General features: G+C 45.2%; 10 protein-coding genes and 1 riboswitch. Of the genes, 9 read left to right on the forward strand and 1 reads right to left on the reverse strand.

Translation table 11 applies throughout. The features are described from left to right. Positions 1-375: 375 nt before the first annotated feature. A complete protein-coding gene (gene typA, locus LKD42_RS06660) occupies positions 376-2,199 on the reverse strand; it encodes a translational GTPase TypA (RefSeq protein WP_022119421.1) in 1,824 nt (607 codons plus the stop codon). A 232-nt stretch (positions 2,200-2,431) separates the two neighbouring features. On the opposite strand from typA, the gene LKD42_RS06665 reads away from it, so the two are divergent. From LKD42_RS06665 to LKD42_RS06705, 9 genes are all read left to right on the forward strand, one after another. After that, entirely contained in the window at positions 2,432-3,055 is a 624-nt protein-coding gene (locus LKD42_RS06665; RefSeq protein ID WP_147630965.1) for a single-stranded DNA-binding protein, read from the forward strand. Between the two features lie 95 nt (positions 3,056-3,150). After that, positions 3,151-3,657, forward strand: a complete 507-nt coding sequence (locus tag LKD42_RS06670) for a cob(I)yrinic acid a,c-diamide adenosyltransferase (protein WP_248835195.1) — start codon at positions 3,151-3,153, stop codon at positions 3,655-3,657. Between the two features lie 161 nt (positions 3,658-3,818). Then, positions 3,819-3,995, forward strand: a riboswitch (Lysine riboswitch). 224 nt (positions 3,996-4,219) lie between these two features. Beyond that, complete coding sequence (gene dapA / locus LKD42_RS06675; RefSeq protein ID WP_147630966.1) at positions 4,220-5,113, forward strand: 4-hydroxy-tetrahydrodipicolinate synthase; 894 nt, start codon at positions 4,220-4,222, stop codon at positions 5,111-5,113. A 79-nt stretch (positions 5,114-5,192) separates the two neighbouring features. Beyond that, positions 5,193-5,957 (forward strand): 4-hydroxy-tetrahydrodipicolinate reductase, encoded by a 765-nt coding sequence (gene dapB / locus LKD42_RS06680; RefSeq protein WP_147630967.1) that lies wholly within the window; start codon positions 5,193-5,195, stop codon positions 5,955-5,957. 109 nt (positions 5,958-6,066) lie between these two features. Next, positions 6,067-7,023, forward strand: a complete 957-nt coding sequence (locus LKD42_RS06685) for a hypothetical protein (RefSeq protein ID WP_248835196.1) — start codon at positions 6,067-6,069, stop codon at positions 7,021-7,023. A gap of 242 nt (positions 7,024-7,265) precedes the next feature. Next, on the forward strand, positions 7,266-7,766 hold the full coding sequence (bilS, locus tag LKD42_RS06690; protein WP_147630969.1) for a flavodoxin family protein BilS: 501 nt from the start codon (positions 7,266-7,268) through the stop codon (positions 7,764-7,766). Between the two features lie 7 nt (positions 7,767-7,773). Next, on the forward strand, positions 7,774-8,268 hold the full coding sequence (ybaK, locus tag LKD42_RS06695; protein ID WP_147630970.1) for a Cys-tRNA(Pro) deacylase: 495 nt from the start codon (positions 7,774-7,776) through the stop codon (positions 8,266-8,268). Between the two features lie 108 nt (positions 8,269-8,376). Then, positions 8,377-11,340 (forward strand): glycoside hydrolase domain-containing protein, encoded by a 2,964-nt coding sequence (locus tag LKD42_RS06700; protein ID WP_248835197.1) that lies wholly within the window; start codon positions 8,377-8,379, stop codon positions 11,338-11,340. 563 nt (positions 11,341-11,903) lie between these two features. After that, complete coding sequence (locus LKD42_RS06705) at positions 11,904-18,419, forward strand: beta-galactosidase small subunit-related protein (protein ID WP_248835198.1); 6,516 nt, start codon at positions 11,904-11,906, stop codon at positions 18,417-18,419. Positions 18,420-18,458: the final 39 nt, after the last annotated feature.

Consider the following 18,458-nt stretch of genomic DNA (forward strand, 5'->3'; position numbering starts at 1 on the left):
GTCCTTCAGGCCAAAAGGCAGAACACGAAAAAACAGAGACACTGTAACGGTAGTAAATTTCCGTCACTGTGCCTCTGCTTTTTTACTATCTTGATGCGGAACGTTTTGATTCTAAAAACTTTCTGCGTGCATCAGCGTGGCAAAAGGCTGTTTCCTGCCAGCGTGTAAAATATGATATGAAGTGTTTTTAAAAACTATGGCCTTTCAAAAACGTACAGCAATGTGCAAAATGAACGAATTCCCAAGAAGGCACTTTTACGTGCCCTTCGGGGAATTCGTTCATTTGCACATGCAATACTATTCTTTTGCAAACACTATTTTAAAATGTGCGGCATTTCAGTTCTTTACACCTGCCGGGAAACCAACGGTAATTTTTTATTTTTTAAAGGAAGCTCTCTTTCTCAGCTTCGGATCCAGAATTTTCTTACGGATACGCAGATGGTTCGGTGTTACTTCCAGAAGTTCATCGGTATCGATGAAGTCCAGGGCTTCTTCCAGGCTTAAGATCTTAGGCGGTGTCAGTTTCAGAGCATCGTCAGATCCGGAAGCACGGGTGTTGGTCAGATGTTTGCTCTTGCAGACATTCAGCTCGATGTCCTCTGCCTTACCGTTCTGTCCGATGACCATACCGGAGTAAACTTTTTCACCAGGTCCGATGAACAGGGTACCACGCTCCTGAGCACTGAACAGACCGTAAGTTACGGATTCGCCATCCTCGAATGCGATCAGAGAACCCTGCTTGCGGTACTGGATATCTCCCTTATAAGGTGCATAACCGTCAAACATGGTATTCATGATACCATTACCCTTTGTATCGGTCATAAATTCGCCACGGTAACCGATCAGCCCACGGGAAGGAATACAGAACTCCAGTCTTGTGTAACCGCTGCTGGCAACGCTCATGCCCTGCAGTTCACCTTTTCTCAGAGACAGCTTCTGGATAACGGTACCGGAGAATTCTTCCGGAACATCCACATAAACCAGCTCCATTGGCTCTAATTTCTTGCCACGTTCATCTGTTTTATACAGAACTTCTGCCTTGCTTACGGCAAATTCATAACCTTCACGACGCATGTTCTCGATCAGTACGGAAAGATGAAGCTCACCACGGCCGGAAACCTTGAAGGATTCGGTTGTCTCGGTTTCCTCGACACGCAGGCTGACGTCTGTGTTCAATTCCTTGAACAGACGGTCGCGCAGGTGGCGGGAAGTGATAAATTTACCGTCTCTTCCGGCGAGCGGACTGTCGTTTACGATGAAATGCATGGCAATCGTCGGCTCGGAGATCTTCTGGAACGGAATTGCTTCCACATGATCCGGCGAGCAGAGTGTGTCACCGATGTGCAGATCAGCGATACCGGAGATCGCTACGATGGAGCCGATCGTTGCTTCATTTACTTCTACTTTATTCAGACCGTCAAACTCATACAGTTTGCTGATCTTTACTTTTTTCTGTTTGTCCGGATCGTGATGGTTGACAAGAACGCAGTCCTGGTTGACACGGATGGTTCCGTTATCTACTTTACCGACACCGATACGTCCAACGTATTCATTGTAGTCGATGGTACTGATTAGAACCTGAGTTCCGGCAGTTTCATCACCCTGCGGAGCAGGAATATAATTTAAGATCGTCTCGAACAGCGGAACCATGTCTTTTGGCTCGTCATCCAGACTTAAAGTTGCATAACCGCCTTTTGCAGAAGCATAAACAAACGGGCAGTCAAGCTGTTCGTCGGAAGCGTCCAGATCCATAAAAAGTTCCAGGATCTCATCGATGACTTCATCCGGTCTTGCTTCCGGACGGTCGATTTTGTTGATACAGACAATAACAGGCAGATCCAGATCCAGTGCCTTACGCAGAACGAATTTTGTCTGAGGCATGGCACCCTCGAAAGCATCTACCACGAGGATAACGCCGTTTACCATTTTCAGTACACGTTCCACCTCACCGCCGAAGTCGGCATGTCCCGGAGTATCAATGATATTGATTTTTGTGTCCTTGTAAAATACGGCGGTATTTTTGGATAAAATGGTGATACCGCGTTCACGTTCAATATCGTTGCTGTCCATAACACGTTCGGCTACTTCCTGATTTGCTCTGAACACACCGCTCTGCTTGAGCAGCTCATCTACTAATGTAGTCTTGCCGTGGTCAACGTGTGCGATAATGGCAATGTTGCGTACATCTTCTCTAATCATAAATAATACACTCTTCCTTTTGTATATGTTGTTTTTCGTTTTTCGCATCTAAACCACTACAGAGTTTATCACATTTTTCCCAGATTACAAGGGATTTAAAAAAATTTTGAAGAAAAATCGGAAAACAGACATATTGAAACCATCCGCAGAATATATAAAACTATGCGGTGTTGCAGATGAAGACACCGGAAAATACAAAAAGAGCTTCATAGGGAAGGGAGAACTGTTATTTATGGCAGATAAGATTATTGAAAACAATCAGGTAACGATCATAGGAGAGGTTGCGTCACCATTTGTATTCAGTCACGAAGTATTCGGGGAAGGTTTTTATATGGCTGACATACTGGTCAAGAGACTGAGCGACTGTTCCGACTGCATTCCGGTTATGATATCGGAACGCCTGATTGACGTAAGCAAAGATTATAGAGGAGAATATGTCCAGATCAACGGTCAGTTCCGTTCATACAACCGGCATGAAGAAAAGAGAAACCGTCTGGTACTTTCTGTATTTGCAAGAGAAGTCAGCTTTGTGGAAGAAGAGACCGATAAAGCAAAGACAAATCAGATTTTTCTGGATGGCTATATATGCAAGGCACCGGTTTACCGGAAAACACCTCTTGGAAGAGAGATTGCAGATATGCTGATCGCAGTGAACCGGCCGTATGGAAAATCGGACTATATCCCATGCATTTGCTGGGGCAGAAATGCCAGATTTGCAGCGGGATTTGAAGTCGGTGGCCATGTACAGATCTGGGGACGTATCCAGAGCCGTGAATATGTGAAAAAATTAGAAGGAGAGGAAGCACAGAAAAGAGTGGCGTATGAAGTGTCCGTCAGTAAATTAGAGTATATCTGAGAAGCAGAGATCTGATATTCTTGCTTTTTTAAAAAAAATAGTGTATAACTGTTCAAAGATATGTGAAACATTCTTGAATTTTTAACGAGGTGCTAATGGATAAAGGTTCTATACATATTTACTGTGGCGAGGGAAAGGGGAAAACCACCGCAGCGATCGGACAGGGGATACAGGAAGCAAGTCAGGGGAGAAGCGTTATCATTATACAGTTCATGAAGGAAAGAAATGCAGAAGCAGTTGGTTTTGTGCAGCGTCTGGAGCCGGAGATTAAACTGTTCCGTTTTCAGAAGGCAGAAGAGGCATTTGAAGATCTTCCGGATGCCGAAAAAGCAGAAGAGATCAAAAATCTCAAAAATGCACTCAATTTTGCAAGAAAAGTACTGGTCACGGAAGAGTGTGATGTGCTGATTCTGGATGAAGTTCTGGGACTTGTGGAAGCAGGGGTGATCGAAGCAGAAGAACTGCGTGCCCTGTTTGAGGCAAAGGGAGAATATACCAGTCTGATCCTGACCGGGATCTATCCGGCGAAAGAAATCTGGCAGTATGCAGACGAAGTGACGGAGATGGTCACAGCATATAAAGCGGACAGTAGCGGACAGTAGTGGGATCTTCTACGCTGAGATAAAAAAGTCAACCCGGCAGTTGACAATATATTTTGACAATGATAAGATTATAAACAAATCAGTGTCTGCACGGAGAAGTACGTGCGTACCGGTTTGAGTATCAAAGGGGGCAAATATCTGTTGACCCCGATATCATGTATAAGTTTGATAGAGGTTGCGTGTTTCAAGAGTAAGTCATCCGATGTATTCAGGTACAGGCGAAGGTGGCCAAAAGGGGAAAACGCCGAAAGCTGGATTGCACCTGAAGCTTGCAGCTTGGGCATGGAGCTAAGAACTCTATGACTGTCATCGAATGACGATGGGGCGCTATCTGAAAGAATACAGTTTTTATCATTTGTTTATTCTTTGGGACAGACCTGATCGCTCGGGTCTGTCCCTTTTATGATACAGAAGCTGTTCTGTTCAAGTCAGATGCACCTGGGATCTGTCATATGGTTCCGGCAGGCTTTACTGACAGTTACCCGACAGGATCGCTGTGCACTCTACAGTACAAGTATCAGTTTTATAGCGTTTCAGCCAGTTCAGATTAGGAGGAAAGACTATGGCTATTTTTACAGGAGCAGGTGTGGCAATTGTAACACCGATGCATGAAAACGGAGACGTAAACTACGAAAAATTAAGTGAGATTCTGGAAGAGCAGATCGCAGGCGGCACAGATGCCATCATTATCTGCGGAACCACCGGAGAATCATCCACACTGACACATGAGGAACATCTGGATGTGATCCGCTATACCGTTGAAAAAGTGGCAAAGAGAATCCCGGTTATCGCCGGAACCGGTTCTAATTGTACAGCAACTGCCATCTACCTTTCCCAGGAGGCAGAGAAGGCAGGAGCAGATGCCCTTCTTCTGGTAACACCGTATTATAATAAAGCAACACAGAACGGACTGATTGCACACTATACAGCAATCGCAGAGTCTGTAAAACTGCCGATCGTTCTCTATAACGTACCGAGCAGAACCGGCTGCAACATCCAGCCGCAGACAGCCGTATATCTTGCAAAAAATGTAGAAAATATTGTGGCGATCAAAGAAGCAAGCGGAGATATTTCACAGGTTGCAACTCTGATGCAGATGGCAGACGGATGCATTGATCTGTATTCCGGAAACGATGACCAGATTGTGCCGATGATGTCCCTTGGAGCAAAAGGTGTGATCTCTGTACTTTCCAATGTAGCACCAAAAGAAACACATGACATTGTTGCTCTTTATAATGAAGGAAAAGTAAAAGAAAGCTGTGATCTGCAGCTGAAGGCACTGCCTTTGATCCATGCACTGTTCAGCGAAGTAAATCCGATCCCGGTCAAAAAAGCTCTCAATCTGATGGGAAAAGAGGTCGGACCGCTTCGCGGACCGCTCTCCGAGATGGAAGAGGAACATGCAGCAAAACTGGCAGAAGAGATGAAAAAGTTCGGCATCAAACTGGCAGAATAATGGATAATGCCAGAGTTACTATGTAACGGAGCAATTCGTAGGCATTATTCTTACATAAATGTAAAGCGAGGAAAAAGCAATGGTAAAAATTATTATGCACGGCTGCTGCGGACACATGGGTCAGGTGATCTCACAGATCGTAAAAGAGGATGCAGATGCACAGATCGTAGCAGGCATTGATCCGTTTGATAACGGAAAAATGGAATACCCGGTATACAAAAGCCTGGAGGACTGCAAAGAAGAAGCAGATGTTGTAATCGATTTCGCATCTGCAAAAGCAGAGGACGCACTGCTTGATTACTGCGGAGCACACAAACTTCCGGTTGTAGTCTGCACAACAGGACTTTCAGAAGAACAGCTTCAGAAAGTGGCAGAGACAGCAAAAAAGACTGCTGTCCTGAAATCTGCAAATATGTCACTTGGTATCAACACCCTGCTGAACCTGTTAAAGAGTGCTGCAAAAGTACTGGCAGAAGCAGGATTTGATATGGAAATCGTAGAAAAGCATCACAAACACAAACTGGATGCACCGAGCGGCACGGCTCTGGCACTGGCAGACAGTATGAATGAGGCACTGGGGAATGCCTATCATTATACTTACGACAGAAGCGACCGAAGAGAAGAGCGTGATCCGAAAGAGATCGGTATTTCCGCAGTTCGCGGCGGTAATATCGTAGGTGAGCATGAAGTGATCTTTGCCGGAACAGACGAAGTGATCGAGTTTAAGCATACTGCATATTCCAAGGCGGTTTTCGGAAAAGGTGCCGTACAGGCAGCCAAATTCCTGGCAGGCAGAGAGCCTGGACTGTATGATATGCAGGATGTGATCGCAGCGAACGCATAAAGAAACAGAAAACCAGAATGTCGTTTTATCATCTTTGGGATGGTGAAACGACATTTTTCGCAAAAGCTTAAGGGGATAAAACAATCGTAAAAAGAATGGAGGAAATTTTATGTACAGACGATTTCTGACGGCAGGAGCAGCCGCAATGCTTGCAACCGCACTTTTGTTATCCGGATGCAGCAAAAAAACGCAGACCGATACCGCAAAACAGACCGAGACGCAAACGGTAACAGAGAGCAGCATGGAAAGTGAAAGTTCCTCTGAAACGGCAAAAGAGACACAGGCGAAGAGCAGCACAAAAGAAACAGCCAAAAAGAAAGCAGAAAGTGAGACTGCAAAAGAGAAAGAAAGTACATCAGAAAAAAACAGGGAAACACAGACTGACAAGGAAAGTGCCGCATCGGAAAAAGAGACAAAGCAGAGCACCGGAAGCAGCGAAACAGTGAACTCTTCGGAGGTACATACCGTGATCGGGACGCTGGAAGAGCTGAGCATGGATCAGGTAGTGTTGCTTTCCGATAATGGAAATGAACTTGCGTTTTCCACGGATGATGTAAAAATCGATCTGCCGTCCGGTATCCGGATCGGCAATCTGGTTTCTATAGATTACACCGGAAAGATCACGCAGAAAGGTAGCGAAAAGGCAACTGCTGTGCGTATTGCGGGATCGGCTGATGTTTTTAAGAGCGATGCAGAAACAGAAACGGAAGCAGCAACTGAGAAAGAAACGGAAAAAGTAACGGAACAGACCACAAGAAAAAATAAAAAAAGCAGTGAGGCTGCGACGGAAGCGAAAACGGACGAGAGCAAGGCAGCAGAAACGAAGGCGGATGCATCAAAGAAGCAGACGGTAAAAGGAACACTGGAAAAGATTTCCATGACCGGCATGACAATTAAAACTTCTGATGGAAAGGAACTGAAGTTCCGGATTGTACAGGTTCCGCTGTATTTAGAAAAAGGTCTTACAAAAGGAATGTCTGTGAAGATCACTTATCGCGGAGAACTGCAAAGCGAGGACTCCGATCAGGAAAGTGTGGAAGTGGTCAGGATCCAGAATGCAGACTGAGGAAAATCGCTGGAAGAAGTGCAGAAAACATGCATTCATGCCGGAATCTGAGAATGCAGACATGAAATCTGAGTTATAAAAACTTTAGAATTGTTTAGAGTTAAACTATTTTTATGTACAGTCAAGTATGCTATGATAATGCAAAGATATCAGGATTATGTGAGTGCAGAGCATGGAATGATCCGCAGAGTATCAAAGTTAATGGCTTTTGACATCAATATCATGCCAGAGGAGGAATCAGGATGGGCGTACAGATTGTATATACAAGCCGCACCGGCAATACGGAGAAACTGGCAGAAGCAGTTTTTGCGGCAGTGCCGGTAAAAGAAAAAAATGTAAAACGAATCGAGGAGAGAACAGAACGGGATGACGGAGAGATGTATCTGGTTGGGTTCTGGACGGATCGCGGGACAGCAAGTTCGGAGATCCTGGATCTGCTTGGAAACCTCCACGGGAAAAAGGTTGCACTGTTTGGAACCTGCGGCATGGGGAATGTGCCGGAATATTATGACCGGATTTTAAACGGAGTTGCAGCATTTATCCCGGAGGACTGTGAATATCTGGGCGGATTTTTATGTCAGGGCAAGATGCCGATCCAGGTTCGCAAACGCTATGAGGCGATGCAGAACACTTCCAATACACAGCAGGTGGAGATGCTGCTTCACAACTTTGACGAGGCACTTCTTCATCCGGACCGTCAGGATCTGAAAGCGGTGGCAGATTTTGTGAAAGGACTGTTCTGAAAAAAAGATGGGAAAATCAAAAGAAGTAAAGACAAATGCCATGCGTATCCTTGAGAGGAACAAGATTCCGTATAAAGAGTATACGTATGAGTGTGATGAATTTGTGGATGCCCTGAAAGTGGCAGACACACTCGGACAGCCATATGAGCTGCTTTATAAGACACTGGTCACGATTGGAAACAGCAGAAATTATTTTGTGTTTGTAATACCGATCGCCGAGGAGCTGGATATGAAAAAGGCAGCCAGATCAGTCGGCGAAAAATCCGTTTCTATGATCCATGTCAAAGACATCAATCAGGTCACCGGTTATATCCGCGGAGGCTGTACGGCAATCGGCATGAAAAAGCAGTATGTGACGAGAATTGATGAAAGTGCACAGAAACTGGAGAAGATGATCGTCAGCGGAGGCCGTCTCGGCGTACAGATCGAGCTGAAACCGGAAGATCTGAAAAAGGCAAGCAGGGGAGAGTTTGCCGATATTATTTTCAAACAGCCGGAATAAGTACGGACAATCAGCAGGGATTTCATTCCCATCGGATACCGCTTCCGGCGGATTGCAGAGTTAAACAACATCTGAGATAAGAGGCAGATGAAAGAGAAGGAGAAGAAAATGGAAAAGAAAAAAAAGAAATGGCTTTCGCTGTTTCTTGCCGTGATCCTGGCATTTGCCGGTCTGCCGGTATCACTGATGGCAGCAGGAAATGCAAAAAGCCAGACACAGGAAACAACGAAGATCCTGCCGAGCCAGACATCGGGAGAGATCAACTGTTTTTCCTACGAATCATTCAGTGGAAAGAGCTGGACGTACAATGATGACGAGGCATATATAGACCTCGGATCATCGAATGAGAAGGCAGAAGAATGTTTTTACAGGGTAACGTTTAAGGGAAATGCCATCGAAGTTTTTGCAAACAAGAGTCACAACCACGGAAAAGTGAAATACCGTGTGGATGACGGAGCAGAGACACTGGTGGATCTTTATGAGAGCAGCCGTACCACGCCGCAGTCTGTATATAAAGCAGAAAACCTTACGGAAGGTGAACATACGCTCTATGCAGTTACGCAGAAGGAACGCAGTGGCAGTGCGGTAGTCAATCAGGTGGCTTATGTACAGGTCACACACAGCCCGTATATTGCAAAAGATTTTAAACTGGAAGATCAGGGGATTTCCTTAAGTGTCGGACAGAGTTATGCAATCTCTTACAGCTATACACCGTCTTATGCGACACTGGATGATATGACCTATGCAGCTTCCGATACAACGGTTGCTTCGGTAAGTACAGATGGCACGGTCACAGCAAAGAAAAGCGGAACGGCAGTGATCACGGCATCCAGCCAGAAGGCAGGGATTTCCAGAACAATGGAAGTGGAAGTGCGAGAGCAGGGAAGTGTACTTGGCGGTACCGTTACCGATCATAACACGCAGTACACGCAGAAACGTTTTGCGGAAGTTTCGGTAAAGAAAAACCGCAGCGAGACGCTGACTGCCTGGAAGAATGACCGTGCAGTCAGTGAACTGGTCTTAAGTGCGATCGGCGGTGATTTCACAAATGTGACAGTTCAGGCATCTGACCTGACGGACGGCAAAAAGAAGATCGCAGCCGAAAATGTGACGGCAACGTTTATTCGTTCTACAAAAGCTTATGTTTATGGATATATCTATGGAAATGATGTTCCGGCGGCAACAGAAGAAAACCGTGCGGAAGCATCGGATATTCTCTGGCAGAGTACGCCGATCGACATAAAAGCAGATACACTCCAGCCGGTCTGGGTTGAGTTTGCGATTCCAAAGACAGCAAAATCCGGCACTTACAAAACACAGCTGACCGTAACAGCAGATCAGCTCGATAAGCCGCTGGTGTTTGAGTATGAAGTGCGTGTGCAGAATGCAGAACTTCCGGACAACTACAGAGATACCTTTGATATTGAACTGTGGCAGTATCCGTATACGAGTGCAGAATATTATAACGTAGAGCCGTTTTCCGATGAGCATCTGGAGATCATGAAGTCCTCCATGGAGCTCTATAAAAAAGCAGGCGGACATGCAATCACTGCTTCTGTCATCGAAGATGCCTGGGACGGACAGACGTACAGTGCAAATGATGTGCATTATCCATCTATGATCAAATGGATAAAGAACGGAGATAGCTTTACGTATGATTATACCGATTTTGATAAGTGGGTAAGCTTCAACAAGTCTCTGGGCATTGGGGATAAAATCGTGCTTTACAGCGTGGCACCGTGGCACAATTCATTCACTTACTGGGAGAACGGCAAGCTGGTAAAAGAAGGATTTTCTGTGGGAAGCACACGTTATACCACACTCTGGACGGATTTCCTTACCAATCTTACCGCACATCTGACCGAAAAAGGCTGGTTTGATGACAGTTACATCGGCATTGATGAGCGTGGATTTTCAGGCACCGCCTTTGATCTGATCGAATCTGTGAAAAACAAGGACGGCAAATGTTTAAAGACAGCCGGAGCGATGGACAGCTTTGTGGAAAAGAAAGAGCTTGCCATGCGAGTGACAGATCTGAACGTCGGAGATACGGCGGCAGCCGCACATCCGGCAGATTTTGAACAGCTGGTAAACGACCGGGAAGCAAAAGGACTTCGCACTACTTTATATTCCTGTACCGGCCACAGACCGGGCAACTTCTCCTTAAGTGCACCGGTGGAAAGTTACTGGTCGATCGTAAATGCAGGCAAATCCGGCACGGCGGGATTTCTTCGCTGGGCGTATGATGCCTGGGTGGAAGATCCGCTTGATGATACCACACACAGCAAATTTGAGCCGGGTGACTGTTTCCTGATCTATCCGGACGAAAAAACAGCACAGAATCCGATCAGCAGAAGCTCGGTAAGACTGGAGCGTATGGCAGAGGGTGTGCGTGATATCAACAAACTTGCCGTGATCAAAAAAGAAGCACCGCAGCTGGCAGATCAGATTCAAAAACTTTATGCAGGTATTTTAACAACTGCACAGGGCGGACATCCGGCCTTTCTGACCGATGCACAGATTGCGACGCTGTCTGCTGAGATGGATACATTCCAGGCAGGCATCGCCAGTCTGACAGATCAGTATATCAAGCTGACGGGAAGAACGGAAGAGAGCGAAACGGAGGCAGAGAGCGAAACAAAGAAGGAGACCGAAAGCGAAACAAAACCGATAGAATCCGAAACAGCCGCAACAGAAAAACCAGATCCGAAGCCGCAGCCGGATACAAAAGAGAGCGAGACAAAACAGCAGGTACCATCCACAGAGACACCGGCAAAAGCAAGACCGGCAAAGGTAAGAGGACTTTCCATCAAAGCAGTTTCGAAAGGAAAACTGCTTCTGAAATGGAAAAAAGTCAAAAACGCAGACGGCTATGTAGTTTATCGTGCCGATAAGAAAAAAGGCAAGTATAAGAAAGTTAAAGTCTTAAACGGAGCCAAAAAGATAAGCTTCACCAATAAAAAACTGAAAAAGAAGAAGACGTACTACTATAAAGTATGTGCTTACCACAAAGTGGGTAAAAAGAAAGTATATGGCAGCTGTTCTGCAGTGAAGAGCAGGAAAGTAAAATAAACGAATACAAAAAAAGCAGGAATTATGTTAGTGAATCATGATATGCTCCCTTCTGGGCAGACAAGTGAAATAATAAAAAACTTGTCACTCAGGAGGGAGCATATTTTATCTTGGTCGGAGAAAACTTCTGCTTCTATAAGCAGCGAGCAACAAAGTTGTCTCAGTGAGAGTACAATCTCCGTCCGGAACGGAGTGTAGAAAGCACAGCGATTCTGTCAGGTGAATGGACGTAAATAAAATACAAATGTTTACTGTAAAAAACACATAAAGTGAGCGAAATTGAAAAAAATGACGGAATTTGCACAAGATGCTGAAAAAAGGAAAAACGTTACATTTAGGATCAAATGTAACGTTGTATGTACAAAAAAGATATGCTATTATATAGCTAAATTTCAAAATAACCGTAAAAATGCACAAAAAACAGAGAAAAAAAGTGTGTAAAATAAATGAAAAATCAAAAATCACTTGACTTCAAGTACACTTGAAGTGATATAATAATGATGAAGGTAAACATTTTACTATATGTAAAACTGTCAAACTCATTCAAAAGGAGGAGAAAGGATATGAGACAAAAAAAACTGTTATCTGTTTTACTTGCAGGAGCGATGGTCGTAAGCGGTGGCAGCATTTCCGGTCTGGAGGGGATTATACCGGAAGTTGCAGCGGCAGCATCTTCTACAGAATGGAACGGGCAGCCGGGGGTATTCCAGGTGAACCGCGAGGCGGCAAGAGCGACTTTTTACAGCTTTGACACCGCAGAAAAGGCAAAAGCGAAAGACCAGACGAAATCTTCATTCTACAAGCTTTTAAATGGAGATGACTGGAAATTCAGCTGGGCAGTGAAACCGTCAGACCGTATCGGTGTAAAAGATGCTAACTTTAACCAGAAAGATTACGATGACAGCAGCTGGGATGACATTACCGTTCCGAAGAGCTGGCAGACCTATGTAAAAGAAGATGGTTCCTGGAAATACGATCCGGTGATCTATTCCAACCAGAACTATCCGTGGATGAATGCGGAGGGCAAAAATTACAGCCAGTATAAGGTAGGAGATGCTCCGACAGAATGCAATCCGGTTGGAACTTATCGAAAAACCTTTACGATCGATTCATCCTGGAAAGATCGCAACGTCTTTATTAACTTTGAAGGTGTTGGTTCTGCCATGTATCTGTGGGTAAACGGCAAATACATCGGATATGCAGAAGACAGTTTTACAAGAGATGAATTTAATATTACCGATGCACTTGATTTTTCAGAAGGAAACAAGAACGTGATTACCGTAGAGGTTTATCGCTGGTCTGATGGAAGTTACATCGAAAACCAGGATATGGTAAGACTTTCCGGTATCTTCCGTGATGTATACCTGACATCCAAAGATGACGTGGAAATCCGTGATTATACGGTAGTTACCGATCTGGATGAAACTTATACCGACGCAGATCTGAATATTGATGTAGATGTGAGAAATCTTTCTGCAGAGGATGTGAACGGATGGAGTGTAGAAGGAAACCTTTATGACAGTGATGGCAAACGGGTGACAACCACACCGCTTACCGGAACGGTTACTTCCTTTGACAGCGAGACAAAAGAAGCAAAAGTAAACCTGACACAGCACATCATCGATCCGGAAAAATGGAGTGCAGAGAAACCGAACCTCTACAACCTGGTTTTGGAACTGAAAAAAGACGGTGTGACAAAAGAAGCGACACAGACTGATGTCGGCTTCCGTGAAGTGGAGATCACCGATGCAAATACAGATAATGCAAGACTTCGAGTAAACGGTCAGGTCATCACGATTGCCGGTGTGAACCGTCATGAGAATGATCCACAGGATGGATGGTATCTGACAGAAGAAGATATGAGAAAAGATATTGAGCTGATGAAATCGCTGAATATCAATGCGGTCCGTACTTCTCATTATCCAAATGATCCGACTTTCTACAAACTCTGTGATGAGTATGGGATTTATGTCATGGACGAGGCAAACGTAGAGTCTCACAACGGACGAAGCCAGTATAAAGTTCCGGGAAGTCTGCCAGGCTATGTGGAGGCAGCAGAAGACCGTGCCATCAATATGCTGGAGCGTGATAAAAACTATCCATGTGTTATCATGTGGTCACCGGGAAATGAGACCGGAACCGGTGATTCCCTTCAGGCAGAGATTGATTATTTCCAGAATAACGATGATACCAGAGTTGTTCATTATCAGGGATGGAATGACAATGCCGGTGTGGATGTATGGTCCAATATGTACCCGAATGTTGGAAAACAGGTAAAAAACCAGAAAAAACCGTACCTGATGTGTGAATACCTGCATGCAATGGGAAACAGCTGTGGCGGTATGAAAGAGTATTGGGAAGAAATTCGTGCAAATGGCATCCTGCAGGGTGGATTTATCTGGGATTTCGTAGATCAGAGTTACAATACACCGCTTCTTGATTCTGACGGAACATGGGACGGAAAGAGCACTTACTGGGGCTATGACGGAGACTGGAATCACGGAACTTATACCGATGCAGACGGAAATACGAAGGACTATTCTTCCTGGAAGTCTGGAAACACCGATTTCTGCGTCAATGGTATTGTATCTCCGGATCGTACACTCCAGCCGGAAGCTTATGAAGTAAAACGTATTTATCAGGCACTTCAGATGCAGCTCAAAGATCTGGATTCCAGGACCGTTACGATCAGCAACGAATGGATCGCTACCAATGCAAACGAATATACCATGAAATGGGAAGTGGTAAAGAACGGAACCGCAGTGGAAAACGGAACCATGGATGTGGATATTCCGGCAGGAAGCAGCAAAGAGGTTGTCATTCCATTTACCACACCGACGGATGCAGCAGCAGGTGATGAATATTTCCTGAATATATCTTTTGTAACAAAGAGTGACGATCAGTTCACCTGGGCCAAGAAAGATTTTGCAGTGGCAGAAGCACAGTTTGAACTGGATTTCGCAGGAACGGATGCAGCAGTGGAGGCAGTGGATACCTCCAAACTGGAAGATATCAAGACATTTGAAGAAACCGATGGTGAGGTAAAAGTAGCAGGTGACAACTGGACCGTTTCCTTTGACAAGAAAACCGGTGAGATGACTTCTTACCAGTCAAACGGAAAAGAAATGATTGCAGAAGGCATTGAGCCGAACTACTGGAGAGCTTCTACCGATAATGATAAGAAGGAATCCGTGGATGCAAAATGGAAAACAGCAAACGAGAATGTTCAGATCGATGAAGTGAGCGTTGCAAAAGAAGACAAAGTAGTCTATGTTTCTGTAGCACGTACACTGAAAAACTGTGCGGATTCCAAAGACCGTCTTACCTATGCAGTCTATGCAAACGGTGAAATTGTTGTAAAAGCAACAATGGCTCCGAACTCCAACATGAGCAACCTTCAGAGAGTCGGTACACGCCTGCAGCTGGCAGCCGGACTGGACAACCTGACCTGGTATGGCCGCGGCGAATCGGACAGCTACAGTGACAGAAAGACCGGATACGATGTCGGTGTGTGGAGCAGCACCGTAGATGAACAGTTTACCAATTATGTTTACGCTCAGGAAACCGGCAACAAGACCGACGTCAGATGGATGGCAGTGACCGATGCAGACGGTGACGGACTGCTGGTTGATGCACAGGATCACCTGCTGGAGATGAGTGCACTGAACTGCACACAGGAAGCACTGGAAGCAGCCGGACATCCATACCAGATCGAACGCACAGATAATACGGTTCTGACGATTGACTATGCACAGATGGGTCTTGGAACTGCAAGCTGCGGACAGGCAACTCTGTCTCAGTATCTGCTCGGAACAGGTAAGACATACAGCTATACTTACCGCCTCAAACCGATCAGCAAATCCACAAGCGAAGAACTGATGACAGAGAGCAAAAAGAATTATGCAGATGAAACAGCACTGCTGAACGGCATCAAGATCGGTGACCAGGAACTGGATGGATTTGATAATGACATCACATCTTACAGTGTAAACGTTTCTTCCCTGTCCGGAACAGTTCCGGAGATCACAGTGGAAGCAATATCGGAAGATGTAAAAGTTGAGGTCACAAAACCGGAAAGTCTTCCGGGCACAGCAACCGTAAAAGCAACCGCAAAGAGCGGATTTAGCAGAACTTACACGATCGAGATCAAGAATGATACTTCCATTCAGCTCTCAGATCTTGGATACGATACTGCAAGAAGTACATCCGGATACAACGGAATCCATGTAAACGAGGACAATGCAGGTACAGAACTTGACCTCTATGTGGAAGGCAAACGTACAAAATTTGAAAAAGGATTTGGTGTCAATGCCGATTCCGCACTGTATTTCGATGTTTCCAAACTGAATGCAACACGCCTTCAGGGTTATGTCGGAATCGATGCTCATAAAGCAAAAACACAGGATGGAGCGTATCCGATCATCAAACTGGACGGCAAAGAAGTATGGAAAGGCGAGCTGATGAAACATGGTCAGAACGCACAGTACTTCGACATCGAGATCCCGGCAGGAACAAAGGAAATCTGCCTGTATGCAGACAAAAATGTCAAAGACGGACACGATATGGTGAGCTGGTGCGATACCAAGGTTCAGTTAAGCACAGAAGAACTGACGACAGCATCCCTGACCTTAAAAGAAGATGCAGCAGTCAGAATGGATCGTTCTGCAAATATTCTTTATAATGTTCCGGCAGGCATGACAAAAGCACAGCTCTTTGCAATGTTTGAGCTTGGCGAGGGTGAAACCTTATCTATGGAAGATCCATACAACGCATCCTTTGACGAGGATGGAGCACCGGTAGCAACCGGATATCTTGTAAAACTTCGCAAAGACGGAACGGTAGCAGACACCGTAACCATGGCAGTAAACGGAGATGTGGATGGAAGTGCAAACGGAACACTGGACATCGCTGATATCAATATGCTTCGGGAAGTGCTGGCTGGCAATGCAGTATTTGATGCAGTCAATACTTATGCGGCAGATGTAAACGGTGACGGAAAAACAGATCTTTTCGATCTGGCAGATCTGAAAGTGCTGGCTGGTATTGGGGCTGATATTGACGGTGCAAAAGAAGCAGCAACCGTAAAATTAACCGCAAAAGATAACACAGCAGAAGAAAAAAGAACCGTAGAAGTAACAGGAAGCATTTCCCAGATATCCGAAAGCGGCAACTCTGCAATGATAGCAGGAAGCTTCACACTGAAATATGATACAGTAACTTATAACATTAGCAGCCTTGCACTGGCAGACGGTGTGGAAGGAAATATTTCCGTAAAAGAAACAGAAGACGGTGTGCAGGTAGTTTATGATCTGACAAAAGCAGTTGCAGTACAGGCAGATCTGTTCAAAGCAAGCTTCAGCCTGAATGAAAATGCAGAAAAGAAAGAGACAAGTTTCTCCATTGAAAATCTGACGATTGCCGGAAAAGATGCACAGATCGATGCTTCCGCAGAAGAAGTAAAAGTAACACCGGCAGGCGGAAAAGATACAACACCGGTTACCGGGCAGAAATATGTATACTTAACCGCAAAAGTAGACGAAGCAAACGGAGTATACGGAACCGATACCGAAGAATCTGATAAATATGGTCTGTTATATATGGATGTGGCAAATTCTGTATCCGGATGGGGCGGCTTCCATGTCAACGAATACGATGGCGGAGAGAGCACAAACAAAGGCGAGCTGAGCATGAATGTTGACGGTGTACGCAAAGTCTTTGCACAGGGATTAAGTGCAAATACCGATGCAACCCTGACCTTTGATTTAAGCGGCATCAAAGCAGAACGCTTTGAAGGTTATGTGGGTATTGACTATACAAAATCTACCAAGACAAACCGTGACGGTGCAAACTTTATCTTCTATAAAGACAGCATCAGCGAAGAGAATAAACTGGCAGAGAGCGGTGTGATCCTTCAACCGGACAATGCAAAACTTATGAATGTTGACCTGACAGGTGCAGAAAAACTGATCATCTACATTGATAAAGTCGGTGGAAAGAACGATGACTGCGTGGATATCGCAGATGCAAAAGTTTATGTAAAAGAAGACGATAATACACCGGATCAGCCATCCAAAGACGAACTGGAAAAGATCAAAAACCAGGCAGTCGCAGCAAAGAACGATGCTGAGACCGCAGCAAAAGCAGCAAAAGCAGCAAAAGCAGATGCAGAAGCAGCAAAGGTAAAAGCAGAAGAAGTAAAAGCAGCCGCAGAAGAGGCAAAAAAAGCAGCCGAAGAAGCAAAGGCAGCAGCCGATGTTGACAAAGCAGCAGCAGATGCAGCCCAGGCGAAAGCAGAAGTTGCACAGAAAGCAGCAGAAACTGCAGAAGCAGAGGCAAAGAAAGCACAGACAGCAGCAGAGACAGCACAGACAAAAGCAGATGTAGCCCAGGCAGCCGCAAAAGAAGCAGAGGATGCAGCAAAGAATTATGCAAACGATGCAGCCGCAGCGAAGACAGCAGCCGAAACAGCCAAAACGACAGCAGAAACTGCAAAGAACGATGCAGTACAGGCAAAAGAAGCAGCAGAAGCAGCCAAAGACTCCGTAAGTGCACAGAAAGACCTTGCAGAGGCAGCAGCAAACGCAGCGAAGGCAAGTGCAGAAGCAGCGAAAGCAGCCCAGGCAAATGCAGAAGCCGCAGCGAAAGCAGCCGAAGAAGCACAGAAGAAAGCAGAAGAGATCCTTGCGAAAGCCCAGAAAGAGGCAGAAGAAAAGAGAGCCGAAGCCCAGAAACAGTTAGAAGAAGTGCAGGCAATGCAGAAACGTCTGGAGAGCCAGCTGGCTAAGACAGAATTTGCAGCTAAGAAAGTGAAAGTAAAAGCTGTCAAAGGTGTTAAGAAGTCTGTGAGAGTCAACTGGAAGAGCGTAGAAGGAGCAGACGGCTATGTGATTGAATATGCTAAGAAAGCAAACTTCAAAGGTAAAAAGGCCATTGCGGTTACTGCTGATAAGAAAGCAAAAACGATCAAGAGACTTTCTACAAAGAAAACGTACTATGTAAGAGTAAAAGCATATAAAGTTGTGGACAACGAGAAAGTTTACACTGCTTACAGTGCAAAAAAGAAAGTACGCACAAAATAAAACATAAGAAAGAAAAGCTGGCATGATATAGTGTTTCAG

Origin of the sequence: Hominisplanchenecus faecis (assembly GCF_020687205.1) — a bacterium.
In the GTDB taxonomy this organism is placed as follows: domain Bacteria; phylum Bacillota; class Clostridia; order Lachnospirales; family Lachnospiraceae; genus Hominisplanchenecus; species Hominisplanchenecus faecis.